Here is a 25,594-nt window from a genome sequence, read left to right as displayed (position 1 = left end):
TTCTGCCGCTTTGGGTGATTTTTTATCATTGCGCATAGGCAATCTGGCGTTACGCATAGTGGTCCGTCATCTCTAAAAGGTAATAATTCTTATTTACAATAAAGATGCCTTTGGAGATGTTCATGTTTGCGACAACGCGTATGGCGCTATTGATAGGCGGAGCTATCGGCGGCGCGACTTTTCCTCTTTTTGCCCAGGAAACCACAAAAAATGATACCGTCATTGTCACCTCGCCCGTTCAGAGTGGCGCGACCAAGCTGGCGACGCCAGATATTGAAACGCCGCAGTCGGTATCCATTATTACCCGCCAGCAGTTTGAAGAGCAGGGCGCAACCAGCGTGCGTCAGGCGGTCAGCTACACCCCAGGCGTATACAGTAACCAGATAGGCGCCTCTAACCGCTTTGATTACATCGTATTGCGTGGTTTTTCGGACGGTAGTCTGGATAACGTCTATCTCGACGGGTTAAAAATGATGGGCGACACCAATTCGCACAGTTCGTTGGTGGTTGACCCCTGGTTTCTGGAAGATATCGAGGTGGTACGCGGCCCGGCGTCCGTTCTGTATGGACGTTCATCGCCAGGCGGCATTGTCGCGCTGACGTCGCGAAAACCGGCGTTTGATGCCGGAGGAGAAGTGAAGCTGTTTGCCGGCAATAACAACCAGCGCGGGGCGGCTTTTGATGTGACCGGCCCACTGGATGACAATGAACGTGTGGCGGCGCGTCTTAGCGGCATGACACGTTACGCCGATTCGCAGTTTACCCCCTTGAAAGAGGAACGTTATGCGCTGATGCCGAGCCTGACCTGGCGAATTACCGATCGGACGCGTCTTGATCTTATGGCCTATCTGCACCGTGATCCGGAAGGCGGTAGCCACTCCGGACTGCCTTATCAAGGCACGGTTGTACCTTATAACGGCGGAAAAATTTCTAACACTTTCTTTGAAGGTGAAGATGACTACGACAAATACGATCGCCGTGAAAATATGGTGGGTTATAACATTGAGCATCTGTTCGATAACGGCTGGTCGGTACGGCAAAAATTGCGCTATTTGCATACCAAAGTGACGTTGAATCAGGTCTATGCCGCAGGTTGGTTGAATGAAACGGCGCTGAATCGCGGCTATTCCGGCTCCGGGGAGAAAATGTCGGCTATCGCGCTGGATAATCAGCTCGACGGCAGCGTGGATACCGGGGCGATTAATCATCGTCTGCTGGTGGGGATCGATTATCAGGATCGCAGTAACCATACTACTGGCTATTATGGCGCGTTTCCGCCGATTGACGCTTTCAACCCTGTTTATGGCGCTCAGCCGGATTACATTACGTTGTATAGCCGTGAAAAACATAAGCTGCGGCAGACCGGATACTATTTACAGGATCAGATGTCATGGGATCGCTGGCGCTTTACGTTGGGCGGTCGTTACGATCGGGTCAGCGTGTCTAACATCGACAAACTTCATGATTCACGCAGCGATCTCGATAAAAACAACGTCAGTACCCGTGCTGCGTTGCTTTATCTGTTCGACAATGGCGTCGCCCCCTATCTCAGTTATTCTACCGCGTTTACGCCGACCAGCTTCGCCGACGAAAACGGCAATGTGCTGGAACCGATGAAAGGCAAGCAGTGGGAGGCGGGGGTAAAATACGAACCGCCGGGGGGGAATAGCCAGTTTAGCGCCGCCGTGTATCGTATTAATCAGACCAATATCGCGACCAAAGAAGAACCTACCGATCCGTACCGCTCGATTGGTGAAATTGAGTCTAAAGGGGTTGAACTGGAGGCCATTAGCCATTTGTCGGATAGCGTCCGTTTGCAGGCGGCGTATACCTATACTGATATCCGTTATAAGAAAAGTAGCCCGCAAGAACAGGGTAAGCGCGCGGTTTATGCTCCACGGAACCAGGCCAGCGCCTGGCTAAGCTACGATGTGAAAAGCGGTCTGTTAGAGGGGCTGACTTTGGGCTCCGGCATCCGGTACGTCAACGGCGTGACCAGCGATCGCCTGAATACCCACACATTGCCGTCCTATACACTGGTCGATATGGTGGTAGGGTATGATTTATCCAGCATTGGGTTAAATGGCTTGAGCGCCCAGCTCAACGTAAATAACCTGACGGACAAACGCTATGTCGCTGCCTGTAATTCGCTCTCTTATTGTTATTTTGGCGCCGAGCGTAGCATTGTAGGCAGCGTGTCATGGGCGTTTTGATAACGCTTATCGTCCGGTAGCAAAGGCTACCGGACAAACATTAGCGGTGCGTCACGCCTTCATAGAGAAGTCTGAGCGCAAACATCCCGATAATGGCGCCGATAACACGGCTGGCAATGCGCTGTATTCGTCCATAAGCGCGGCGGACTGCGGGGAGCGAAAAGGCCTGGCTGAGAAAAATACGCCAGATAACGGATGACAGCACAATTCCGGCCCAGGCCATTAACCTTGCCCATGTGGGCGTTTCTGCGCTAAGCGTTACGGAAAAAATACTGATAAAAAACAGTACGGTTTGCGGATTGGATAAATCGGTCATTAATCCCCGGCGAAAGAAAATTGTCCACGGGGCGGCAATCGGCGTCTGGAGCGTGCTCATTTGCGGCGTCGCCTGGTGGCGAATACTGTTCCAGGCGAACCATAATAAATAGGCGCCGCCGACAATTTTGATAAGAGAAAATACCGCTTCGCATTGCGTAATGAGCGTCGCCAGACCGAAAAGCCCCAGCCCGGAATAAAAGGCGTCTCCCGTGGCGACGCCCAGGCCGGTGATGACTCCCGCCCGGCGTCCTGATGCGAGGCTGGTTTGCACCACCACAAACAGATTCGCGCCGGGATTAAAAAAGGTTAACACAAACAGACTGACGGTAAGCACAACGGCATGAAACGGCTCCATAGACAACTCTTCCCATAGCCTCAAGAAATAACGTTCATCTTATTAATAGTCAAACCAGATGATTGCGAGTGAGATCACAAAGCAGGGGCGTTTTAATCCGCGTTGTTACGCCGACAGAGCGGGGGCTGACTGGATTTTTCCAGCAATCTACACTACTTATTTAATCAGTCCGAACGGCCTTTTTGTTCTGATAAAGCGATGATGGCGTAATAATAAAACGAGGGTTTTGCTATGAAAACTGGCTACAAGGTTATGCTTGGCGCATTAGCGTTTGTCGTGACAAACGTTTATGCCGCAGAAATCATGAAAAAAACGGACTTTGATAAAGTCGCCTCCGAATACACGAAAATTGGCACGATTTCCACCACCGGGGAAATGTCGCCGCTGGACGCCAGAGAAGATTTAATCAAAAAGGCGGATGAAAAAGGGGCGGATGTGGTGGTGCTGACGTCCGGGCAGACAGAAAATAAAATTCATGGTACGGCTGATATTTATAAAAAGAAATAAAAGCATTGCATCATAAAAATACCCGCCTGGGTTTCCGGCGGGTATATTTATTCCTGGCAACCGGCATCCGTTTTGCCGGATGACGGCCTGCAGTAAACGTAGCGCCATCAGGCATTCAGGACGCTGTCATTTGTCTTAATTATCCGACTGGTCTTTGGCACCAGCTTTTAAACGACGCCACAGAGTGGTGCGGCTAATCCCCAGATAACGCGCCGCGGCGGTCTTATCGCCCTTAAAGCGCGCCAGTACATCCTGTAACGCGTTCGCATCCACGGTTGAAGGCGTCAGTTCTGCTGTGTTCACCATAAGCTCAGGTAATAACTGCCGCATAAATTGCCTGTCCAGCGTTGGCGCGGGATCGACGCTTAAAAAAAGCGCCAGGCGCTCCATCATATTACGCAGTTCGCGAATATTACCGGGCCAGCGCCAGGCCAGCAAAAGCGGCTGACACTGTGTCAATCCATGACGTATCGATTCGGTAAACGGAATTTCCATCGCCGCCAGCGACTGTTTTAAAAAGCTTTCCGCCAGCGGCAAAATATCAGCCTGCCGCTCGCGCAAAGGAGGAAGCGTCAGACGCAGAATACTCAGGCGATAAAAGAGATCGGGGCGAAAACGTCCTTGCATTATCTCCCGATCCAGATCGCAATGCGTAGCGCTGATCACCCGGACATCCACCGGGATCGGCTGGTGTCCGCCGACGCGAGTGACGGCTTTTTCCTCCAGTACGCGCAAAAGTCGGGTTTGTAACGGCAAGGGCATTTCGCCGATTTCATCCAGAAACAGCGTGCCGCCGTGTGCGATTTCAAACAGCCCCGCCCGGCCTCCTCGTCGTGAACCGGTAAACGCGCCCTCTTCATAACCAAACAGTTCCGCTTCCAGCAACGACTCGGTAATCGCGCCGCAATTGACGGCGACAAAGGGAGGGGATGGCTTATTCTGACGGTGAGGCTGGCGGTGAAAGAACGTCTGGTGAATCGCCTGCGCCGCCAGCTCTTTTCCGGTCCCTGTTTCCCCCTGAATCAGCACTGCCGCACGGGAGCGGGCATAGAGCGTAATCGTCTGGCGGAGCTGCTCCATTTGCGGCGACTGGCCGCGTATATCGCCCAGTTCATACCGGGTTTGTAATCCCTTGCCGGATGGGTAATCCACGCGCTGGCGCCGTGTCAGACGGGTCATATCCAGCGCATCATGAAAAGCCTGACGAACGGTCGCCGCGGAATAAATAAAGATGGCGGTCATTCCTGCCTCTTCCGCCAGATCGGTAATTAATCCCGCGCCGACGACGGCCTCAATACCGTTGGCCTTAAGTTCGTTAATTTGCCCGCGCGCGTCCTCTTCGGTGACATAGCTTCGCTGTTCAAGACGGAGGTGAAACGTTTTCTGAAAGGCAAGTAAAGCCGGAATGGTCTCCTGATAGGTCACGATACCGATAGACGAGGTGAGCTTTCCCGCTTTCGCCAGCGCCTGTAATACATCGAATCCGCTGGGCTTGATGAGGATCACCGGTATTGACAGGCGACTTTTTAAATAGGCCCCGTTCGAACCCGCCGCGATAATCGCGTCGCAGCGCTCGGTCGCCAGTTTTTTGCGAATGTAGGTCACCGCCTTTTCAAAGCCGAGTTGAATAGGCGTGATGGTCGCCAGATGATCGAATTCCAGGCTGATATCCCGAAACAGTTCGAACAGACGCGTTACGGAGACCGTCCAGATCACCGGTTTATCGCTATTATCGCGCGGAGCGCTGTGAGCAGTCGTCATCGCAGTAGGTTCATCTTTAAGGGGCGATTTTTTGTTTTAAACGTGTTTCATAAATGTTGCAATGAAACAGGGTGATTCGTTTCATGAAACGTTAGCTGACACGTTTTTCTTTTCCCTTAATCGCGCTTATTCATAACAGGCATTACTGTAATTACCTGTTTTTAAATCTCATTGTATTTAATTTTCTTGCTGCCTCTTTGCCTGGCATAGCCTTTGCTTTGGTGAATACATCTTGAATAACAATTTACTAACATGAGGACGAGATATGTCTTTACATTCGCCGGGGCAGGCATTTCGCGCCGCGCTCGCTAAAGAGAATCCATTACAAATTGTCGGCGCTATTAATGCCAACCATGCTCTGTTGGCCCAACGGGCCGGGTATCAGGCTATCTATCTTTCTGGCGGCGGCGTAGCGGCGGGCTCGCTCGGACTGCCGGATCTGGGGATTTCGACGCTGGATGATGTGTTAACCGATATCCGGCGCATCACGGATGTTTGTCCGCTGCCGCTGTTGGTGGATGCGGATATTGGCTTTGGCTCCTCCGCCTTTAATGTCGCGCGGACGGTAAAGTCCATAGCCAAAGCGGGCGCCGCCGCGCTGCATATTGAAGACCAGGTTGGCGCTAAGCGCTGTGGACACCGTCCAAACAAAGCGATCGTCTCGAAAGAGGAGATGGTAGACCGAATTCGGGCGGCAGTGGATGCGCGCACCGATCCGAACTTTGTGATCATGGCGCGTACCGATGCGCTGGCGGTGGAAGGGCTGGAGGCGGCTCTCGATCGTGCGCAGGCTTACGTGGACGCGGGGGCTGACATGCTGTTCCCGGAGGCGATCACCGAACTGTCGATGTACCGCCGGTTCGCCGACGTGGCGCAGGTGCCGATCCTCGCCAACATCACTGAGTTTGGCGCGACGCCGCTGTTTACGACCGACGAGTTGCGCAGCGCACACGTGGCGATGGCGCTCTATCCGCTGTCGGCGTTTCGCGCCATGAACCGCGCCGCAGAAAAAGTCTATACCGTGCTGCGCCAGGAAGGGACGCAAAAGAACGTGATCGACATCATGCAGACCCGTAACGAGCTGTACGAAAGCATCAATTACTACCAGTTCGAAGAGAAGCTGGACGCGCTGTACAGGAATAAAAAATCGTAGCCTGTAGGCCTGATAAGGCGAAGGCGCCATCAGGCAATGCCGGATGGCACTACGTTTAACCCGCCTACGGTACGGCCTACACGCCTCAATACCCTACACATTACAATAATGACGAGGACAATATGACAGACACGACGATCCTGCAAAACAACACGCATGTCATTAAGCCTAAAAAATCGGTCGCGCTTTCCGGCGTACCTGCCGGAAATACCGCTCTGTGTACCGTGGGAAAAAGCGGTAACGATCTGCACTATCGCGGTTACGACATTCTCGATCTGGCGGAGCACTGCGAATTTGAAGAAGTCGCGCATTTACTGATCCACGGAAAATTACCGACCCGCGACGAGCTGAACGCGTATAAAAGCAAATTAAAAGCGCTGCGCGGATTACCCGCCAATGTCCGTACCGTTCTGGAAGCGTTACCGGCGGCCTCGCACCCGATGGACGTGATGCGTACCGGCGTTTCCGCGCTGGGCTGCACCCTGCCGGAAAAAGAGGGACATACCGTCTCCGGCGCGCGCGATATTGCCGATAAGCTGTTGGCCTCGCTCAGCTCTATCCTTCTTTACTGGTATCACTACAGCCACAACGGCGAACGTATTCAGCCGGAAACCGACGATGATTCCATCGGCGGCCATTTCCTGCATCTGCTGCACGGTGAAAAGCCAACCCAAAGCTGGGAAAAGGCGATGCATATTTCGCTGGTGCTGTATGCCGAGCATGAGTTCAACGCCTCGACGTTTACCAGCCGGGTGATTGCCGGGACCGGCTCGGATGTCTACTCCGCGATTATCGGCGCGATTGGCGCGCTGCGCGGCCCGAAACACGGCGGGGCGAATGAGGTGTCGCTGGAAATTCAACAGCGTTATGAAACGCCGGACGAGGCAGAGGCGGATATCCGTAAACGCGTGGAAAACAAAGAGGTGGTGATTGGCTTTGGACATCCGGTTTACACCATCGCCGACCCGCGCCATCAGGTGATCAAACGGGTGGCGAAACAGCTTTCAGAAGAAGGCGGCTCGCTGAAGATGTACCACATCGCCGACCGTCTGGAAACGGTGATGTGGGAGACCAAAAAGATGTTCCCGAATCTCGACTGGTTTTCGGCGGTCTCCTACAACATGATGGGCGTCCCTACCGAAATGTTCACCCCGCTGTTTGTCATCGCCCGCGTTACCGGCTGGGCGGCGCACATTATTGAACAGCGTCAGGACAACAAAATTATTCGCCCCTCTGCCAACTATACCGGGCCGGAAGATCGTCCGTTTGTGCCGATCGAAAAGCGTTGCTAATTAAAACCTCTAAATATAAAAACAGGAGTTGTACCCTATGTCCGCACATATTTCGAACGTTCGCCCAGACTTTGACCGTGAAATCGTTGATATCGTTGATTACGTTATGAATTACGAGATCACCTCAAAGGTGGCGTACGACACCGCGCATTATTGCCTGCTCGACACGCTCGGTTGTGGTCTGGAAGCGCTGGAATACCCGGCCTGTAAAAAATTGCTTGGGCCGATCGTGCCAGGCACGGTGGTGCCCAACGGCGCACGCGTGCCGGGCACCCAGTTCCAGCTCGATCCTGTACAGGCAGCTTTTAACATTGGCGCGATGATCCGCTGGCTCGATTTTAACGATACCTGGCTTGCCGCCGAGTGGGGCCATCCTTCTGATAACCTCGGCGGTATTCTGGCGACGGCTGACTGGCTGTCACGCAACGCCGTCGCCGCCGGCAAAGCGCCGCTGACCATGAAACAGGTATTGAGCGGGATGATCAAAGCCCATGAAATTCAGGGCTGCATCGCGCTGGAAAACGCCTTCAACCGTGTCGGACTTGACCATGTGTTGCTGGTCAAAGTGGCCTCGACCGCGGTGGTCGCTGAAATGCTGGGGCTGACGCGCGATGAGATCCTCAACGCGGTATCGTTGGCGTGGGTGGATGGGCAGTCGTTGCGCACTTATCGTCATGCGCCGAATACCGGTACGCGCAAATCCTGGGCGGCGGGCGATGCGACTTCGCGCGCGGTACGTTTGGCGCTGATGGCGAAAACCGGCGAGATGGGCTATCCCTCGGCGCTCACGGCCAAAACATGGGGCTTCTACGACGTTTCATTCAAAGGTGAAACGTTCCGTTTCCAGCGTCCTTACGGCTCCTACGTGATGGAAAACGTGCTGTTCAAAATTTCTTTCCCGGCAGAATTCCACTCGCAAACCGCCGTCGAAGCGGCGATGACGCTGTATGAGCAGATGCAGGCCGCGGGTAAAACGGCAGCGGATATCGAGAAAGTGACCATCCGTACCCACGAAGCCTGTCTTCGCATTATCGATAAAAAAGGCCCGCTCAATAACCCGGCGGACCGCGATCACTGTATCCAGTATATGGTCGCCGTGCCGTTGCTGTTCGGACGGTTAACCGCGGCGGATTATGAAGACGAGGTGGCGCAGGACAAGCGTATTGACGCCCTGCGCGAGAAAATCGTGTGTTATGAGGACCCGGCTTTTACCGCCGACTATCACGACCCGGAAAAACGTGCTATCGGCAATGCGATCACCGTGGAGTTTACTGATGGCTCACGCTTTGGCGAGGTTGTCGTGGAGTATCCGATTGGTCATGCGCGTCGCCGCGCCGACGGTATTCCGAAGCTTATCGAAAAATTTAAAATTAACCTGGCGCGTCAGTTCCCGACTCGCCAGCAGCAACGCATTCTGGATGTCTCCCTGGACAGAGCCCGCCTGGAGCAGATGCCGGTTAACGAATACCTCGATTTATATGTCATCTGAACCAGCCAGCAGTAAGGCGTAAGTTCAACAGGAGAGCGTGATGTCTTTTAGCGAATTTTATCAGCGTTCCATTAACGAACCGGAGGCGTTCTGGGCCGAGCAGGCCCGGCGTATCGACTGGCGACAGCCGTTTACGCAGACGCTGGATCATAGCCGTCCACCGTTTGCCCGCTGGTTTTGCGGCGGCACCACTAACTTATGTCATAACGCCGTCGACCGCTGGCTGGATAAACAGCCGGAGGCGCTGGCGCTGATTGCCGTCTCATCAGAGACCGATGAAGAGCGCACATTTACCTTCAGCCAGTTGCATGATGAAGTCAACATTGTGGCCGCCATGTTGCTGTCGCTGGGCGTGCAGCGTGGCGATCGCGTATTGGTCTATATGCCGATGATTGCCGAAGCGCAGATAACCCTGCTGGCCTGTGCGCGCATTGGCGCGATCCATTCGGTGGTCTTTGGCGGTTTTGCCTCGCACAGCGTGGCGGCGCGCATTGACGATGCCAGACCGGCGCTGATTGTGTCGGCGGATGCCGGAGCGCGGGGCGGTAAAATCCTGCCGTATAAAAAGCTGCTTGATGACGCTATTGCGCAGGCGCAGCATCAGCCGAAACACGTTCTGCTGGTGGACAGAGGGCTGGCGAAAATGGCGTGGGTGGATGGGCGCGATCTGGATTTTGCCACGTTGCGCCAGCAGCATCTCGGCGCGAGCGTGCCGGTGGCGTGGCTGGAATCCAATGAAACCTCGTGCATTCTTTACACCTCCGGCACTACCGGCAAACCGAAAGGCGTCCAGCGCGACGTCGGCGGTTATGCGGTGGCGCTGGCAACCTCGATGGACACCATTTTTGGCGGCAAGGCGGGCGGCGTATTCTTTTGCGCATCGGATATCGGCTGGGTCGTCGGCCACTCCTATATCGTTTACGCGCCGCTGCTGGCAGGCATGGCGACGATTGTTTACGAAGGACTGCCGACGTACCCGGATTGCGGGGTCTGGTGGAAAATTGTCGAGAAATACCAGGTTAACCGGATGTTTTCCGCCCCGACCGCGATTCGCGTGCTGAAAAAATTCCCGACGGCGCAAATCCGCAATCACGATCTCTCCTCGCTGGAGGCGCTTTATCTGGCCGGTGAGCCGCTGGACGAGCCGACGGCCAGTTGGGTGACGGAGACGCTGGGCGTACCGGTCATCGACAATTATTGGCAGACGGAGTCCGGCTGGCCGATCATGGCGCTGGCCCGCGCGCTGGACGACAGGCCGTCGCGTCTGGGAAGTCCCGGCGTGCCGATGTACGGTTATAACGTCCAGCTACTCAATGAAGTCACCGGCGAACCCTGCGGCATAAATGAAAAGGGGATGCTGGTGATTGAAGGGCCGCTGCCGCCGGGCTGTATTCAGACTATTTGGGGCGACGATGCGCGTTTTGTGAAGACTTACTGGTCGCTGTTTAACCGTCAGGTTTATGCCACCTTCGACTGGGGAATCCGCGACGCCGAGGGGTATTACTTTATTCTGGGCCGTACCGATGATGTGATTAATATTGCGGGTCATCGGCTGGGGACGCGAGAAATAGAAGAAAGTATCTCCAGCTACCCGAACGTAGCGGAAGTGGCGGTAGTGGGGATAAAAGACGCTCTGAAAGGGCAGGTAGCGGTGGCGTTTGTCATTCCGAAGCAGAGCGATACGCTGGCGGATCGCGAGGCGGCGCGCGACGAGGAAAACGCGATCATGGCGCTGGTGGACAACCAGATCGGTCACTTTGGTCGTCCGGCGCATGTCTGGTTTGTTTCGCAGCTTCCCAAAACGCGTTCCGGAAAGATGCTTCGCCGCACGATCCAGGCGATCTGCGAAGGCCGCGATCCGGGCGATCTGACAACCATTGACGATCCCGCGTCGTTGCAGCAAATTCGCCAGGCGATCGAAGAATAGCCGTAAGCCGGATAAGCCGCGTTCGGCAACGGGTTAGACTCAGCGACTGAATAGTGGGGTGTAAAGTCGGGAAAGGGCGGCAGCGCGCCGCCCTGTAACAGAATTAACGCAGAATATTTTTCTCAGCCAGATCCAGTGCGAAGTAGCTGAAAATCAAATCGGCGCCGGCGCGTTTAATCGAGCCCAGACTTTCCAGCACGACCTTTTCTTCATCGATGGCGCCAGCCATAGCAGCAAATTTAATCATGGCATATTCACCGCTCACCTGGTAAGCGCCAAGCGGCAACTCTGTGCGTTCGCGGATTTCACGCAGCACGTCCAGATACGCGCCGGCCGGTTTCACCATTAAGCAATCCGCGCCCTGGGCTTCGTCGAGCAGTGATTCGCGAATCGCTTCACGGCGGTTCATCGGATTCATTTGATACGTCTTGCGGTCGCCTTTTAACGCGGTACCCGCTGCTTCACGGAAGGGGCCGTAGAAAGAAGAGGCGAACTTAGTGGAGTAGGACATTATTGCCGTATCGGTAAAACCGGCGGCATCCAGCGCCTGGCGGATAGCCTGGACTTGTCCATCCATGGCCGCGGAGGGCGCAATAAAATCTGCTCCAGCCGCCGCCGCGACAACGGCCTGCTTGCCGAGGTTGGCCAGCGTCGCATCGTTATCCACACCGTGTTCGCACAACACGCCGCAGTGGCCGTGCGAGGTGTATTCGCAGAAGCAGGTGTCGGACATGACGATCATCTCCGGCACGGTTTGCTTACAGATGCGGGACATTCTTGCCACCAGGCCGTCTTCTTTCCAGGTATCGCTGCCGGTGTCATCAGTATGGTGAGAAATGCCGAAGGTCATAACGGAACGAATGCCAGCATTTGCGATACGTTCAATCTCTCGCGCCAGCTGCTTTTCCGGGATACGCATTACGCCGGGCATGGCATCAATAGCTTTGTAATCGTCGAGTTCTTCTTCAACAAAGATCGGCAACACCAGGTCGTTCAGGCTAAGTGTTGTCTCTTCAAACATAGCGCGCAGCGCAGCGGATTTGCGCAGGCGGCGAGGGCGATGGATAAGGTCTGTCATGGTCTGCCTGATGTTTGTGGAATCGAAGGCCCAGTATACCTGAATCTGCAGGCAGATGTTTTACGAAAACGGTCCTTAACGTAGCAGGCGCAGCCCCGGCTGCGGCAGAACATGGCGCTTCTTTTATATACCGAAGATTAATACCTCAGGCACTATATCATTTTAAATAAGAATTAGTTTTACGTTGTTTTTAGTTTTATTTCATCGTCATTTAAGTAAATGAGGGTTTTAACATTATTCATGTTTATTTTGTTTTTCTTTAATCCATATTTATATTATATGTATTTTGTTTTTTTGTTTTCTTGTAAGGTCATGAAAAAGAATGCTTTTCAATTATAAAACTTCCTTTTATTACGTCTTTTTAATTCATGTCCGAATCCGGACTGAGGATAAAGAATAATTGAACCTTTTAGCAATGACGCCGCATAATCCTTCTTGCTAAACATCTGTATGTTTTTATGCATTGATAATTGATGGATCAACTATATTACGTCCCTGAGGAGGGATGACAAATGCACTCCTGGAAAAAGAAACTTGTAGTCTCACAATTAGCATTGGCTTGCACTCTGGCAATCACTTCTCAGGCGAATGCTACTACTAATGATATTTCTGGTACCACTTACAATACGTTTCATCACTACAACGATGCGACCTACGCTGATGACGTTTATTATGATGGCTATGTAGGTTGGAACAACTACGCAACTGATAGTTACTATAACGGTGACATTTATCCTGTAATCAATAACGCGCGAGTTAATGGCGTTATTTCTACCTACTATCTGGATGATGGCGTTACTACCAATACTAATGCGAATAGCCTGACAATTAAAAACAGTACTATTCACGGTATGATTACCTCCGCGTGTCTTGAGGGTACCGATTGCGTAAATCGTGACACCGGGTATGTATATGATCGTCTGGCGTTGACCGTTGATAACTCTACTATTGATGACAACTACGAGCATTATACCTATAACGGTACCTATACCGATGGTACTGCGGATACACATGTTGTTGATGTTTATGGCATGGGTACCGCGATTACACTGGATCAGGAAGTTGATCTGTCTATTGTAAATAATTCTCATGTTGCTGGTATTACCCTGACTCAGGGTTACGAATGGGAAGATATCGACGATAACACCGTTAGCACTGGCGTAAACAGTAGTGAAGTATTTAATAACACAATCAATGTTGTTGATTCTACCGTAACCTCTGGTTCATTGTCTGATGAAGGTACTTCCGGCTGGTTTGGTAATACTAATAACGCTAGCGATTACAGTGGTTCTTATACTGCTGATGACATTGCGATTGCGGCAATTGCACACCCATATGCTGATAATGCAATGCAGACGACGGTCAACCTCAGCAACTCCACGCTGATGGGCGATGTTGTATTCTCCAGCAATTTCGATGAAAACTTCTTCCCGAATGGAGCGGATAGCTATCGTGATACTGATGCTGACCGCGACACGAACGGTTGAGATGGCACTGACCGTATGGATGTTACCCTGAATAATGGTAGCAAATGGGTTGGTGCAGCAATGTCTGTACATATGACAGACACTGGTACTGATGCCGATGGAGACGGTGTTTTTGAATATACTGTAGATACTAACGGCGACGGTATTCTTGATGCCACATCTCCGGATGGAGTTTACGATTCTTATGCTGTAGGTACCGAGGCAACTGCAACTCTGATCGATATCGCAGCTAATAGTCTGTGGCCATTATCAACTGTAGGTGTTGATAACATTTATACTGACTACAGTGAGTATAACCATATCGTTGGTAACGAAGTTTATCAGAGCGGCCTGTTTAACGTGACCCTGAATACCGGATCACAGTGGGACACTACTAAAACTTCTCTGATTGATACGCTGAGTATCAATAGTGGTTCTGTTGTCAATGTTGCTGATTCTACTCTGGTTTCTGACACTATCGGCCTGACTGGTGGTTCTGCTCTGAACATCAATGAAGATGGTCATGTTGCAACTGATACCCTGTCTATCGATAACAGTACCGTTACGATTGCTGATGATGTTTCTGCTGGCTGGAGCGTAAATGATGCTGCCCTGTACGCAAACACTATCAACGTAACCAATAATGGTGTACTGGATGTTGGTAATAGCGCTTCTAATGCGCTGCAGGTTGATACTCTGAACCTGACCAGCTACACCGATGCTAACGGTTATGTGAACGCTGGTGTCTTCAACATCGAAAGTAACCGTTTCGTACTGGATGCTGACCTGACTAACGATCGTACTAACGACACGACTAAGTCTAACTACGGTTATGGCGTGATTGCGATGAACTCTGATGGTCATTTGACCATTAACGGTAACGGCGATACTTACGATACCGACCAGACGGAAGCAGGTCAGGATGAAGTTGATAACGTTGGTGACAATGTTGCAGCTGCCACCGGTAACTATAAAGTGCGTATCGACAACGCCACTGGCGCGGGTTCTGTTGCGGATTATAAAGGTAATGAGCTGATCTATGTTAACGATAAGAACAGCACCGCGACCTTCTCTGCAGCAAACAAAGCTGACCTGGGTGCTTACACCTATCAGGCTAAGCAGGAAGGCAACACTGTCGTGCTGGAACAGATGGAACTGACCGACTACGCTAACATGGCGCTGAGCATTCCTTCTGCGAACACCAATATCTGGAACCTGGAACAAGACACCGTTGGTACTCGTCTGACCAACGCTCGTCATGGCCTGGCGGATAACGGCGGCGCATGGGTAAGCTACTTCGGCGGTAACTTCAACGGCGACAACGGCACCATTAACTACGATCAGGATGTTAATGGCATCATGGTCGGTGTTGATACCAAAGTTGACGGTAACAACGCTAAGTGGATCGTTGGTGCGGCAGCAGGCTTCGCGAAAGGCGATCTGAGCGATCGTACCGGTCAGGTGGATCAGGACAGCCAGTCTGCCTACATCTACTCTTCCGCTCGTTTCGCAAACAACATCTTTGTTGATGGTAACTTGAGCTACTCTCACTTCAACAACGATTTGTCTGCTAACATGAGCGACGGTACTTACGTTGACGGCAACACCTCTTCTGACGCCTGGGGCTTCGGCTTGAAACTGGGTTATGATCTGAAGCTGGGTGATGCAGGCTACGTAACGCCTTACGGCAGCGTATCCGGTCTGTTCCAGTCTGGCGACGACTACCAGCTGAGCAACGACATGAAAGTTGACGGTCAGTCTTACGACAGCATGCGTTATGAACTCGGTGTAGATGCAGGTTATACCTTCACTTACAGCGAAGATCAGGCGTTGACCCCGTACTTCAAACTGGCTTACGTTTACGACGACTCCAACAACGATGCTGACGTAAACGGCGACTCTATCGACAACGGCGTAGAAGGTTCTGCGGTACGTGTTGGTCTGGGTACTCAGTTCAGCTTCACGAAGAACTTCAGCGCCTACACCGATGCTAACTACCTCGGCGGCGGTGATGTTGATCAAGACTGGTCTGCAAACGTTGGTGTTAAATATACCTGGTAATCATTTTCTCTCAGGAGAAATAAAGGTAATTTAAACTGAAAAATGCCCGTCAAGGACTTGACGGGCATTATTGCAAGGAATGCATATGTTATCTTTAAGCAAGCCACTACAGGAATTCTACAGACTCGATAAATGCCTTTCTAAGCATGGTACGCGTTTCGAGTTTGTTAATGATAAAGAGATTATCTGTTCACCTGATGAAAGTAATACCCATACCTTTGTTATTTTAGAGGGGGTTGTTTCGTTAGTTCGGGGTGATAAAGTTCTTATTGGTATTGTGCAGGCCCCCTTTATTTTCGGCTTAGCCGATGGTGTGGCGAAAAAAGAGGCACAATATAAATTAATTGCGGAGAGCGGTTGCATCGGTTATCGCCTCTCATCATCACAAACTCTTGCCATCATTGAGCAAAACCAACTGTGGCGTGAAGCCTTCTGTTGGATAGTATGGAAAAGTCAGGTACTGGAACTTCGTGACAAGCAGCTCATTGGTAATAATTCCTACGACCAAATTCGTGCGACATTAATGACAATGATTGAGTGGGATGAAGAACTTCGCTCACGTATTGGTGTTATGAATTATATTCATCAACGAACGCGCGTATCGCGATCGGTGGTGGCGGAAGTTCTCGCGGCCCTGCGTAAGGGTAATTACATTGAAATGAATAAAGGCAAACTGATCAGTATTAACCGTTTGCCCTCCGAATATTAACAAGAATGTTGCGCCTCGTCTGATATAGCGCGAGGCGCGACGACTCAGGATGCAGGAATAGCAATCGGTTTATTGCCGCTTAGCTCAGTAACCAAATCGTTAATCCCGTCGCTCATATTGGTAAAACGCGTGAGGGGGGAACGGGTTACGACCACAAAAGCGCCAATATTATATTGCGGGATCATCGCCATATAGGTAATAAAACCGCCGCCGCCTCCTGTTTTCTGGATAATGCCAGGACGTCCGTCTTTTGGCGCCATATAGACCCAACCCAGACCGAGCGCGTCGGCTTTACCCGGTACGTCCATCCCGATGATTTTCTTTAACTGTGTGCGCTGATAAATCAACGTTTGCATACGATCGGCCTGTTGGCTACGGTGATAGAAATCTGACGACAGATACTGTTGCATCCAGCGCATCATATCTCCTGGCGTAGAATAGACCCCGCCGCTGCCAATGGCTGCCAGCGTATTATTACAGGGGCTTGCGCCTTTTTCTGCCACCATCAGACGCTTACACTGATCGGGAGAGGGGGTAAACGTGGTGTCTTTCATTCCCAGCGGGCGGGTAATCTTTTCTTCAAACAGTTGCGTATAAGGTTTGCCGGAGGCGGTCGCCAGCGCGTCGGCTAACAGGTCGAACGCCAGATTGGAATAGGCCGCCTGTGAACCGGGCGCGACTTTTAACGTTGCTGTGGAGAGCCAGCTCCAGCGTTGTTCGCGGGTTGGCCAGACAAATACCGGACGATGCGCCGCGCCGCCGGGCTGTTCTCGCGGAAGCGCACTGGTATGGGTCGCTAAGTTGACCAACGTAATCGGCGTGCCTTGATACGTCGGGACATGCGCGCCGGGAGGCGCATATTTGCTGAGAGGATCGTTTAATTTTACCGTTCCCTGATCGAGCAATTTTACCAACATTTCACTGGTCATGAGCTTGGTGAGAGAAGCGATACGAATGACCGAATCAAGCTGTGGACGAACATTATTGCCCGGTCTGGTGTCACCGAAACTACGAAACACGCGTTGATTGCCGTCGATCACCACCAGCGCCATGCCCGTGGCGCCGCTACCATAAAAGATATGCTCGGCATAACGATCAACGATATCAGAGGCAAAAACCGGATCGGCAATCGGCTGAGCCGCCTGGACAGAAGTAAGTGATGCCGCAAACAGCATGGCAGTAAAAAGCAGACTACGTTTCAACGGTGATGTCCATAAGTGAAATAACGGTGGTTATGCGTATTTATACTACCCGGCGGCACATTGCAAAACGTTAAAGAGAAAAAAGTGGGTGAAAAAACGTAACGGCGGGTTTTCGTGATGGAGAATGTTTACTTTTGTGATAGAGCGCTTGTGATAACCTGATAGCGTCAGCGTGCCTGCTGTGTATGAAACTCGTCGAAACAATTCTGTTGAGCAGAAATGCGAACTAAGCGTCACAACGTAGGTCACAATGCCTGGTTTAGCCCTTTCATTTGCGTGGGCATGGCGTGCTATTGCCGCCGTCACAGCAGCCGTAATAAAGATAAGAAGTTAGCAGGAGAGCATGATGTTTAAATCTTTTTTCCCAAAGCCAGGGCCGTTTTTCATGTCGGCGTTTGTTTGGGCGCTGATCGCCGTCATTTTCTGGCAGGCGGGAGGAGGAGATTGGGTGGCGCGACTTGTAGGGGCATCCGATGAAGTGCCTATCAGCGCAGCGCGCTTTTGGTCGCTGGACTATCTGATTTTTTATGCTTATTACCTGATTTGCGTGGGATTATTTGCAACGTTCTGGTTCATCTATAGCCCGCACCGCTGGCAGTACTGGTCGATACTTGGCACCTCGCTCATTATTTTTGTCACCTGGTTTTTGGTGGAGGTTGGCGTCGCGGTTAACGCCTGGTACGCGCCGTTCTATGATTTGATTCAAACGGCGCTCAGCTCGCCGCACAAGGTCACTCTTGGTCAATTTTATCATGAAGTGGGAGTGTTTCTCGGTATTGCGCTTATCGCCGTAGTGATCGGCGTGCTGAACAACTTCTTTGTCAGCCACTATGTATTTCGCTGGCGTACCGCAATGAATGAGCACTATATGGCGCACTGGCAGTACCTGCGCCATATCGAAGGGGCCGCCCAGCGTGTGCAGGAAGACACCATGCGTTTTGCCTCTACACTGGAGAATATGGGCGTGAGTTTTATCAATGCCATCATGACGCTCATCGCCTTTCTGCCGGTGTTAGTCACCCTGTCAGCGCATGTGCCGGATTTACCCATCGTAGGACATATCCCTTACGGCCTGGTCATTGCCGCCATAGTCTGGTCATTAATGGGGACGGGCCTGCTGGCGGTCGTCGGGATCAAATTGCCGGGGCTGGAATTTAAAAATCAGCGAGTGGAAGCAGCTTATCGTAAGGAGCTGGTCTACGGTGAAGATGACGCCAGCCGCGCCACGCCGCCCACCGTCCGTGAACTGTTTAGCGCGGTGCGCCATAACTACTTCCGTCTCTACTTTCACTATATGTATTTCAACATCGCGCGCATTCTCTATTTGCAGGTCGATAACGTTTTCGGTTTGTTCCTGCTGTTTCCTTCCATTGTTGCCGGTACGATTACGCTGGGTCTGATGACGCAAATCACCAACGTGTTTGGCCAGGTGCGCGGTTCGTTCCAGTATTTGATTAACTCCTGGACGACGCTGGTGGAGCTGATGTCTATTTATAAACGTTTACGTAGCTTTGAACGTCAGTTGGATGGTCAGCCAGTTCAGGAAGTGACCCACTCTTTTAGCTAACAGAAGGAAACGTTATGTCGGCGGCGTCCCGTCTTTATCCTCTGCCTTTTCTGGCGGTTGCCATATTGGCTGGCTGTAGTAGTCAATCCGGGCAGCCGGTGAGCAAGGGCGAGAAGCCTGTCGACGTGGCAAGCGTAGTTCGTCAGAAAATGCCGGCCAGTGTCAAAGACAGAGAGGCCTGGGCGAAAGATATCGCGACAACGTTTAAGAGCCAGGGGCTGGCGCCGACGGTAGAAAATATCTGTTCGGTGCTGGCTGTCGCCCAGCAGGAGTCCGGTTATCAGGCGGATCCTGTCGTGCCGGGGCTAAGTAAAATCGCCTGGCAGGAGATTGATCGCCGCGCTGAACGACTACACATCCCGCTGTTTCTGGTGCACACCGCGCTGAAAATTAACTCCCCCAACGGCAAGAGCTATAGCGAACGGCTGGACACGGTAAAAACCGAAAAACAGCTTAGCGCTATTTTTGACGATTTTATCAATATGGTTCCTATGGGGCAGACGCTATTTGGCGCATATAACCCGGTGCATACGGGCGGCCCGATGCAGGTCAGCATTGCCTTTGCCGAACAGCACGCGAAAGGCTATCCGTGGAAGATGACGGGTACGGTACGTCAGGAGGTCTTTACGCGCCGTGGCGGGTTGTGGTTTGGAACCTACCATTTGCTGAATTACCCGGCGAACTACAGCGCGCCTGTTTTCCGCTTCGCCGACTTCAACGCGGGATGGTACGCCAGCCGTAACGCTGCGTTCCAGAATGCCGTCAGTAAAGCCAGTGGGGTAAAACTGGCGCTGGATGGCGATCTGATTCGTTATAACAGCAAGGAACCGGGCAAAACAGAGTTAGCGGTGCGCAAACTGGCAGGGCAGTTGGGAATGAGTGAGCGTGAAATTCGCAGCCAACTGGAGAAAGGCGATAGCCTGGCGTTTGAAAAAACGGCGCTCTACAAGAAAGTCTATAAACTGGCCGAGGCCAAAACGGGCAAGACGCTTGCGCGGGAAATGTTGCCCGGTATTCAACTGGAAAGTCCGAAGATCACGCGTAAGCTGACGACCGCCTGGTTTGCTAAACGAGTTGATGAGCGGCGGGCGCGGTGTATGGGGCGATAAATTTCGCGCTGGGATATTTTCTCCAGCGCGCTAAGGTTTATTGGTGACGGTGACGCCAGCGTAAAAACGCGGCGATAACGGCAAAAATGAGGCAGCCCGTGAGGAAGGGCACCAGGCCAAAAATCGTCCCGACGCCCAGCCCAATCTCTACCCGCGGTCGACCTGTATCCTGTACCTGCATCAGATGCTCATAGATGCCCGGCGCATGAACCAGCAGGTTTAAGAGTTGCGCTCCGGCCCAGAAGCAAAACAGTACAAATATGGCGTAAGCAATATTTCCGGGCGTAGAGGAGGTTTCTCGATGCTTCCCGCTGAACAGCGATTTTGAGAGAGTGAAATCAGCCATAAAGACCTCCAGGATGATCGGCTACGATCTGGCGTTATGCCATCGGCTTACTGTGAAGTCTGACAGGTCATTGTGTTTGTCAATATCAGAATCATGGTAATTTCACATACGGAATGTATCCATCGCGTAAATTTTTGTTAGTTGTCACAAAACGATCACTTTTATCAAAATCAATTAACATTTAAGAAATTCCGTATCCCCCACAGACTCGCCCGCCAGAAGTATGCAAAAATACGTTTTTGTTGCTGTTAATACGTCGGAGTCGTTATGCGTTTGCCTGTAAAAATTCGTCGTGACTGGCACTACTATGCCTTCTCTATTGGCCTTATCTTTATTTTGAATGGCGTCGTAGGATTGCTGGGTTTTGAGGCGAAAGGATGGCAAACCTATGGTGTTGGGCTGGTAACGTGGATTATTAGCTTCTGGCTGGCGGGGTTCATCATTCGCCGGCGCGAAGATGACGAGGTAAAAGACGCCCGATAAACGTTGCGCTATCGGGCGTGCGGTATTACATCGTGGTTTTTAAGGCGTTATTCGCCGTATGGCGTTCCAGCGCCAGCTCAATCAGGCGGCTGATCAAATCGGTATAGCCCAATCCGCTCGCCTGCCAGAGTTTTGGATACATACTGATATTGGTAAAACCTGGCAGCGTATTAATCTCGTTAATCACGACCTCATTGTCTGCCGTTAAGAAGACATCGACACGCGCCATACCCGCGCATCCCAGCGTCTGATAAGCCTGGATCGCAATCGCGCGAATCTTGTCATTCACCCCGGAAGGGAGCTGCGCAGGTACGACAACTTGTGCGCCGTTATCATCAATATACTTAGTATCGTAGGCGTAAAATTCGCTATTCAGTACGATTTCGCCGCAGGTGCTGGCCTGTGGGTTATCGTTACCTAATACGGCGCATTCGATCTCGCGCCCTTTGATCCCTTGCTCCACCACCACTTTATGATCGAATTCGAAAGCCAGCGCGACCGCCTGCTGATATTGCGATTCGTTAGCGACTTTACTGACGCCGACCGAAGAGCCCTGATTGGCGGGCTTAACGAACAGCGGCAGTCCCAGACGGGATTCAACCTCGGCAAAACTAAACGCGTGACGATTCGTTCGGGTGAGTGTAATAAACGGGGCGATATTCAGTCCTGCATCGCGTAGCAGTCGTTTGGCGACGTCTTTATCCATGCAGGCTGCGGAGCTCAGCACGTCTGAACCGACAAACGGTAAGTTTGCGACGCGTAGCATCCCCTGCAATGAGCCGTCTTCGCCCAGCGTACCGTGGACGATAGGAAAAATAACATCTACCGTCGGTAGCGGCTGCCCGTTCTGGGCGTTAATCAATTGGTGTTGGTGTTTGCCAGGCACCTGGGCCAGACTGATTGCCGAAGGACGTAGCGCGATATGTGCCGGATCGTCTGCATTCTGCAAATAATTTTCCGCATCGTTAACATGCCATTGTCCCGCCTTATCTATCCCTAACAGCACCACGTCGAAGCGGGTTTTATCGATCGCATCAACGATATTTTTCGCTGATTGCAAAGACACTTCATGTTCCGCCGACTTACCGCCAAATACTATTCCTACCCGCAATTTCGCCATCTTAAAAACCCATTCCATCGAATGCAAAGCGTATACATTACCACGACAAAACGCGGGTTTCGCGGGGTTCTGCCATAATGTTTATGGGATGTGAGAACGGAGGCCGCGTGAGAGGTAAGGGTTTTCTGATTATTGTGCTGTTGGGCGGTATTGGCGGGCTGGGATATCGTTATCTTCCCTCTTATTATAATCCTTTTGCTCCGCTACAACTTGCCGATCCGCCAGGCTGGATCACTACCTTCAAACTACAGCGCCTGACGCCGTCGCAGTGCCGGGAGCTGTTGACGGCGGCCAATCAACAGGGATTAATTTCATCACAACCTGTTGCGGATAGCGCTGGTGAATGTCCCTTGTCCCATGTTGTGCGCGTCAGAGATTTTGGCCAGGTCAAACTGAGCAGCAGTTTTTTAGCCTCCTGCCCGTTGGCGCTGCGCTCCGCGCTGTTTGTCGAACAGCAGGCAAAACCTTTAACAGAAACGTGGATGAAGCGCCGCCTGACCCGCATCGAACATCTGGGTAGCTATGCCTGCCGTAATATTTATCACCGCCCGGATGCGCGTCGCAGTGAACATGCCAGCGCAGAAGCGCTGGATGTCAGCGGGTTTCAGCTATCAGATGGCCGAAAAATCACTGTTCTGCGCGGCTGGGGGCGTCAGGAGACGGGGCCCTGGTTACGCGCTATGTTAAACGCCAGTTGCCATTATTATGGCAATGGGCTCGGGCCTGACTATAACGCTGCGCATGCTAACCATTTTCATCTTGGAATGCGGGGCTACGGCGTGTGTCGTTAAAGCATAAACGTCTGCCTTGCGCGGCTATATAATGTGACATGTTTCACAAAAATGATGAACGGGGAGACAAAATAGCAAAGTGTGACGTATCGCACCTCTGGAACCACTAGGAAAAAGAGAACTTGCTAAGCTAACGCGTATTTTCAGCTACTTACCGTTACGAGTCTTATGGAATCCTGGAAAGTTAATCTAATTTCCGTTTGGTTTGGATGTTTTTTTACCGGGCTGGCAATCAGCCAAATCCTGCCATTCTTACCCCTTTATATTTCCCAGCTTGGCGTCTCTTCCCATGAAGCGTTATCAATGTGGTCCGGGTTAACGTTTAGCATCACGTTTCTTATTTCCGCCATTGTGTCGCCGATGTGGGGCAGTCTCGCCGATCGTAAAGGGCGTAAACTGATGCTATTGCGCGCGTCGCTCGGGATGGCGATAGCTATTCTACTGCAGGCATTTGCGACCCATGTCTGGCAACTTTTCCTGCTGCGCGGAATCATGGGGTTAACGTCAGGCTATATCCCCAATGCCATGGCGCTGGTAGCCTCTCAGGTACCACGCGAACGTAGCGGCTGGGCGCTCAGTACGCTTTCTACCGCGCAGATCAGCGGCGTTATCGGCGGGCCGTTAATGGGCGGCTTTGTCGCGGATCATATCGGGCTGCGGGCGGTATTTCTGATTACCGCCATGCTGTTGGTGGTGAGCTTTCTGGTCACGCTATTTTTAATTAAAGAAGGCGTGCGTCCGGTCATCAAGAAAAGCGAACGCCTGAGCGGTAAAGCCGTTTTTGCGTCGTTACCTTATCCTGCGCTGGTGATCAGTTTGTTTTTTACCACGATGGTCATTCAACTCTGTAATGGTTCCATCAGTCCAATCCTGGCGCTGTTTATCAAATCAATGATGCCGGACAGTAATAACATCGCCTTTCTTAGCGGGTTAATTGCCTCGGTGCCCGGTATCTCTGCGCTTATCTCCGCGCCTCGCCTGGGAAAACTTGGCGACAGAATCGGCACGGAAAGAATTCTGATGGCCACGCTTATCTGCGCAGTGCTGCTTTTCTTCGCGATGTCCTGGGTCACCACGCCGTTCCAGCTGGGGCTGTTACGTTTCTTGTTAGGCTTTGCCGATGGCGCGATGTTACCCGCCGTACAAACGTTATTGGTGAAATACTCCAGCGATCAAATTACCGGACGTATTTTTGGCTACAACCAGTCATTTATGTACCTGGGCAACGTGGTTGGGCCGTTGATGGGCGCGACGGTATCGGCGATGGCCGGTTTCCGCTGGGTTTTTATCGCTACGGCGGCGATCGTGTTGATCAATATCGGGCAACTGACCCTGGCGTTACGTCGTCGGCGTAACGCGCAAAAAGCGAAAGGCCAATAGCGGTGCATCGTAACGGCGCTTCTGCCGTTACGATATGGTTTAAATTAAAAGATATATTCTTTATCCGTGAAGTTTTTCTATAGATGGCATAACCTTAAATTATGATATAGCGTGATTATTGTTTTTTGATGGTTTATTATCGTCTCGTTTTCGGTCTGAGAAACGTTTCGCTGCGGCGACAGTGATAATTATTTGTGTAAAGTTCTTCCTGTATCATAAAAATAGTACTTTCAGCCTCTAGGCAGTGGTTCTTCATAGTGATAACGTCACCCTGGAACTAATAAGGAAATATGGTCATGAAAAATCTCATAGCAGAGTTGTTGCTTAAGCTAGCCCAAAAAGAAGAAGAGTCGAAAGAACTGGTTGCTCAGGTAGAAGCGTTAGAGATTATCGTCACAGCAATGTTACGTAACATGGCGCAAAACGAGCAGGAGATGTTGATACGTCAGGTAGAGGGGGCACTTGAAGGCGTAAAGCCGGATGCCAGCGTTCCTGATCACGATACGGAATTGCTGCGCCAATATGTAAAAAAGTTGCTGAGACACCCCCGGCACTAATCGTATTTAAAACAACACAGTTGTTATAACGTTACTTTTATGAAATAACATAGCCGCTTCGTTTTTATTTTGCTCTGTATTAACCAGAAGAAAATAAAAACGAAGCGGCTATGGTAATAACAGTGTAACGTTATGCGTTGTTCTTCTGCATCCTGCGTGACTGTGGATAATCGAGTTGCACATTAGCCTACGGTTTGTCAATCAATAAAACATATATTGCTAACGGTAAGTAATACTTTTACTGCCGGGTGGTATTTTTGCCAGTAACAGCCAGACTTATATAAAGTCCTTGGGATATTTCCCAAAGGGACAACGTGTAATGCGTACACTGACAAAAGGATGGTGCTATGAAAATAACATTACTGGTGACTTTACTTTTTGGCCTGGTCTTTTTAACCGCCGTCGGCGCAACCGAGAAACCGTTAACGCCGCAACAGCAGCGCATGACGACCTGTAATCAGCAGGCGACAGCGCAAGCGTTGAAAGGCGATGCGCGTAAAACCTACCTTAGCGACTGCCTGAAAAACAGCCAGTCAGCCCCTGGCGAGAAAAGCCTGACGCCGCAACAGCAGAAAATGCGTGAATGCAATGTTCAGGCGACGGAACAATCACTGAAAGGCGATGACCGTAGCAAGTTTATGAGCGCCTGCCTGAAAAAAGCGGCGTAGTGCTATCGGGTGAGCCCTGAAAAACACTCACCCGAAATTTCA

The 25,594-nt window shown here is 51.5% G+C and carries 20 protein-coding genes and 1 pseudogene; 15 read left to right on the top strand and 6 right to left on the bottom strand.

Features of this window, described 5'->3' with window-relative positions; all coding sequences use genetic code 11:
- Positions 1-104: 104 nt before the first annotated feature.
- Entirely contained in the window at positions 105-2,213 is a 2,109-nt protein-coding gene (foxA, locus tag ACLJNW_RS13035; RefSeq protein WP_001127725.1) for a ferrioxamine B receptor FoxA, read from the top strand.
- Between the two features lie 40 nt (positions 2,214-2,253).
- Here foxA and ACLJNW_RS13030 read toward each other — a convergent pair whose 3' ends face one another.
- Positions 2,254-2,886 carry a LysE family transporter gene (locus ACLJNW_RS13030; protein ID WP_000433131.1) on the bottom strand — a complete coding sequence of 211 codons (633 nt, stop codon included), beginning with the start codon at positions 2,884-2,886 and terminating at the stop codon, positions 2,254-2,256.
- A 231-nt stretch (positions 2,887-3,117) separates the two neighbouring features.
- On the opposite strand from ACLJNW_RS13030, the gene yahO reads away from it, so the two are divergent.
- Positions 3,118-3,393, top strand: a complete 276-nt coding sequence (gene yahO, locus ACLJNW_RS13025; protein ID WP_000848026.1) for a DUF1471 family periplasmic protein YahO — start codon at positions 3,118-3,120, stop codon at positions 3,391-3,393.
- A gap of 135 nt (positions 3,394-3,528) precedes the next feature.
- Here the strand turns inward: yahO and prpR are convergent, their stop codons facing one another.
- Positions 3,529-5,154, bottom strand: a complete 1,626-nt coding sequence (gene prpR / locus ACLJNW_RS13020; protein WP_000205278.1) for a propionate catabolism operon regulatory protein PrpR — start codon at positions 5,152-5,154, stop codon at positions 3,529-3,531.
- Between the two features lie 265 nt (positions 5,155-5,419).
- Between prpR and prpB the strand changes: the two genes are divergently transcribed.
- From prpB to prpE, 4 genes are all read left to right on the top strand, one after another.
- Positions 5,420-6,307, top strand: coding sequence for a methylisocitrate lyase (prpB, locus tag ACLJNW_RS13015; protein ID WP_000052224.1), 888 nt, complete (start codon positions 5,420-5,422; stop codon positions 6,305-6,307).
- Between the two features lie 122 nt (positions 6,308-6,429).
- Complete coding sequence (gene prpC, locus ACLJNW_RS13010; protein ID WP_023222809.1) at positions 6,430-7,599, top strand: 2-methylcitrate synthase; 1,170 nt, start codon at positions 6,430-6,432, stop codon at positions 7,597-7,599.
- 37 nt (positions 7,600-7,636) lie between these two features.
- Positions 7,637-9,088, top strand: coding sequence for a bifunctional 2-methylcitrate dehydratase/aconitate hydratase (locus tag ACLJNW_RS13005; RefSeq protein WP_023256699.1), 1,452 nt, complete (start codon positions 7,637-7,639; stop codon positions 9,086-9,088).
- 40 nt (positions 9,089-9,128) lie between these two features.
- Positions 9,129-11,015 carry a propionate--CoA ligase gene (gene prpE, locus ACLJNW_RS13000; RefSeq protein WP_001616265.1) on the top strand — a complete coding sequence of 629 codons (1,887 nt, stop codon included), beginning with the start codon at positions 9,129-9,131 and terminating at the stop codon, positions 11,013-11,015.
- Positions 11,016-11,118: 103 nt separating this feature from the next.
- Here prpE and hemB read toward each other — a convergent pair whose 3' ends face one another.
- On the bottom strand, positions 11,119-12,093 hold the full coding sequence (hemB, locus tag ACLJNW_RS12995) for a porphobilinogen synthase (protein ID WP_000130728.1): 975 nt from the start codon (positions 12,091-12,093) through the stop codon (positions 11,119-11,121).
- Between the two features lie 512 nt (positions 12,094-12,605).
- Here hemB and ehaB point away from each other — a divergent pair.
- Positions 12,606-15,620 (top strand): annotated as a pseudogene (gene ehaB / locus ACLJNW_RS12990) (autotransporter adhesin EhaB).
- Positions 15,621-15,705: 85 nt separating this feature from the next.
- The gene (gene iprA, locus ACLJNW_RS12985; RefSeq protein WP_000950242.1) at positions 15,706-16,329 is read left to right on the top strand and encodes a hydrogen peroxide resistance inhibitor IprA; all 624 of its coding nucleotides are present in this window, start codon (positions 15,706-15,708) and stop codon (positions 16,327-16,329) included.
- A 44-nt stretch (positions 16,330-16,373) separates the two neighbouring features.
- Here iprA and ampH read toward each other — a convergent pair whose 3' ends face one another.
- Positions 16,374-17,531, bottom strand: a complete 1,158-nt coding sequence (gene ampH, locus ACLJNW_RS12980; protein ID WP_000830783.1) for a D-alanyl-D-alanine-carboxypeptidase/endopeptidase AmpH — start codon at positions 17,529-17,531, stop codon at positions 16,374-16,376.
- 346 nt (positions 17,532-17,877) lie between these two features.
- Here ampH and sbmA point away from each other — a divergent pair, with 346 nt between their 5' ends.
- Together sbmA and yaiW are read left to right on the top strand one after the other, a co-directional pair.
- On the top strand, positions 17,878-19,098 hold the full coding sequence (gene sbmA, locus ACLJNW_RS12975; RefSeq protein ID WP_000477023.1) for a peptide antibiotic transporter SbmA: 1,221 nt from the start codon (positions 17,878-17,880) through the stop codon (positions 19,096-19,098).
- A 14-nt stretch (positions 19,099-19,112) separates the two neighbouring features.
- Positions 19,113-20,207 carry a surface-exposed outer membrane lipoprotein YaiW gene (gene yaiW / locus ACLJNW_RS12970; protein WP_001271416.1) on the top strand — a complete coding sequence of 365 codons (1,095 nt, stop codon included), beginning with the start codon at positions 19,113-19,115 and terminating at the stop codon, positions 20,205-20,207.
- 37 nt (positions 20,208-20,244) lie between these two features.
- Here yaiW and ACLJNW_RS12965 read toward each other — a convergent pair whose 3' ends face one another.
- The gene (locus ACLJNW_RS12965; protein ID WP_000763139.1) at positions 20,245-20,553 is read right to left on the bottom strand and encodes a YaiY family protein; all 309 of its coding nucleotides are present in this window, start codon (positions 20,551-20,553) and stop codon (positions 20,245-20,247) included.
- Between the two features lie 267 nt (positions 20,554-20,820).
- On the opposite strand from ACLJNW_RS12965, the gene ACLJNW_RS12960 reads away from it, so the two are divergent.
- Entirely contained in the window at positions 20,821-21,036 is a 216-nt protein-coding gene (locus tag ACLJNW_RS12960; protein ID WP_001239240.1) for a DUF2754 family protein, read from the top strand.
- A 25-nt stretch (positions 21,037-21,061) separates the two neighbouring features.
- Here the strand turns inward: ACLJNW_RS12960 and ddlA are convergent, their stop codons facing one another.
- Positions 21,062-22,156, bottom strand: a complete 1,095-nt coding sequence (gene ddlA / locus ACLJNW_RS12955) for a D-alanine--D-alanine ligase (RefSeq protein ID WP_024154474.1) — start codon at positions 22,154-22,156, stop codon at positions 21,062-21,064.
- Positions 22,157-22,233: 77 nt separating this feature from the next.
- On the opposite strand from ddlA, the gene ACLJNW_RS12950 reads away from it, so the two are divergent.
- From ACLJNW_RS12950 to psiF, 4 genes are all read left to right on the top strand, one after another.
- Positions 22,234-22,947, top strand: coding sequence for an extensin family protein (locus ACLJNW_RS12950; RefSeq protein WP_000480794.1), 714 nt, complete (start codon positions 22,234-22,236; stop codon positions 22,945-22,947).
- A gap of 168 nt (positions 22,948-23,115) precedes the next feature.
- Positions 23,116-24,327: a multidrug efflux MFS transporter gene (locus ACLJNW_RS12945; protein ID WP_000446768.1), complete on the top strand. Its 1,212-nt coding sequence runs from the start codon at positions 23,116-23,118 to the stop codon at positions 24,325-24,327.
- A gap of 296 nt (positions 24,328-24,623) precedes the next feature.
- Positions 24,624-24,884, top strand: a complete 261-nt coding sequence (gene iraP / locus ACLJNW_RS12940; RefSeq protein ID WP_001518423.1) for an anti-adapter protein IraP — start codon at positions 24,624-24,626, stop codon at positions 24,882-24,884.
- Positions 24,885-25,231: 347 nt separating this feature from the next.
- The gene (gene psiF / locus ACLJNW_RS12935; RefSeq protein ID WP_000705165.1) at positions 25,232-25,552 is read left to right on the top strand and encodes a phosphate starvation-inducible protein PsiF; all 321 of its coding nucleotides are present in this window, start codon (positions 25,232-25,234) and stop codon (positions 25,550-25,552) included.
- The last annotated feature ends 42 nt before the right edge of the window (positions 25,553-25,594 follow it).

Origin of the sequence: Salmonella sp. SAL4457 (genome assembly GCF_046548235.1) — a bacterium.
GTDB lineage: Bacteria > Pseudomonadota > Gammaproteobacteria > Enterobacterales > Enterobacteriaceae > Salmonella > Salmonella enterica.
This window is presented reverse-complemented; position numbering and strand designations above follow the sequence as displayed.

Bases quoted from the DNA above. Each gene is read 5' to 3' on its own strand.
- foxA (WP_001127725.1), top strand. From the start codon at position 105: ATGCCTTTGGAGATGTTCATGTTTGCGACAACGCGTATGGCGCTATTG.
- ACLJNW_RS13030 (WP_000433131.1), bottom strand. From the start codon at position 2,886: ATGGAGCCGTTTCATGCCGTTGTGCTTACCGTCAGTCTGTTTGTGTTA.
- yahO (WP_000848026.1), top strand. From the start codon at position 3,118: ATGAAAACTGGCTACAAGGTTATGCTTGGCGCATTAGCGTTTGTCGTG.
- prpR (WP_000205278.1), bottom strand. From the start codon at position 5,154: ATGACGACTGCTCACAGCGCTCCGCGCGATAATAGCGATAAACCGGTG.
- prpB (WP_000052224.1), top strand. From the start codon at position 5,420: ATGTCTTTACATTCGCCGGGGCAGGCATTTCGCGCCGCGCTCGCTAAA.
- prpC (WP_023222809.1), top strand. From the start codon at position 6,430: ATGACAGACACGACGATCCTGCAAAACAACACGCATGTCATTAAGCCT.
- ACLJNW_RS13005 (WP_023256699.1), top strand. From the start codon at position 7,637: ATGTCCGCACATATTTCGAACGTTCGCCCAGACTTTGACCGTGAAATC.
- prpE (WP_001616265.1), top strand. From the start codon at position 9,129: ATGTCTTTTAGCGAATTTTATCAGCGTTCCATTAACGAACCGGAGGCG.
- hemB (WP_000130728.1), bottom strand. From the start codon at position 12,093: ATGACAGACCTTATCCATCGCCCTCGCCGCCTGCGCAAATCCGCTGCG.
- iprA (WP_000950242.1), top strand. From the start codon at position 15,706: ATGTTATCTTTAAGCAAGCCACTACAGGAATTCTACAGACTCGATAAA.
- sbmA (WP_000477023.1), top strand. From the start codon at position 17,878: ATGTTTAAATCTTTTTTCCCAAAGCCAGGGCCGTTTTTCATGTCGGCG.
- yaiW (WP_001271416.1), top strand. From the start codon at position 19,113: ATGTCGGCGGCGTCCCGTCTTTATCCTCTGCCTTTTCTGGCGGTTGCC.
- ACLJNW_RS12965 (WP_000763139.1), bottom strand. From the start codon at position 20,553: ATGGCTGATTTCACTCTCTCAAAATCGCTGTTCAGCGGGAAGCATCGA.
- ACLJNW_RS12960 (WP_001239240.1), top strand. From the start codon at position 20,821: ATGCGTTTGCCTGTAAAAATTCGTCGTGACTGGCACTACTATGCCTTC.
- ddlA (WP_024154474.1), bottom strand. From the start codon at position 22,156: ATGGCGAAATTGCGGGTAGGAATAGTATTTGGCGGTAAGTCGGCGGAA.
- ACLJNW_RS12950 (WP_000480794.1), top strand. From the start codon at position 22,234: ATGTTTATGGGATGTGAGAACGGAGGCCGCGTGAGAGGTAAGGGTTTT.
- ACLJNW_RS12945 (WP_000446768.1), top strand. From the start codon at position 23,116: ATGGAATCCTGGAAAGTTAATCTAATTTCCGTTTGGTTTGGATGTTTT.
- iraP (WP_001518423.1), top strand. From the start codon at position 24,624: ATGAAAAATCTCATAGCAGAGTTGTTGCTTAAGCTAGCCCAAAAAGAA.
- psiF (WP_000705165.1), top strand. From the start codon at position 25,232: ATGAAAATAACATTACTGGTGACTTTACTTTTTGGCCTGGTCTTTTTA.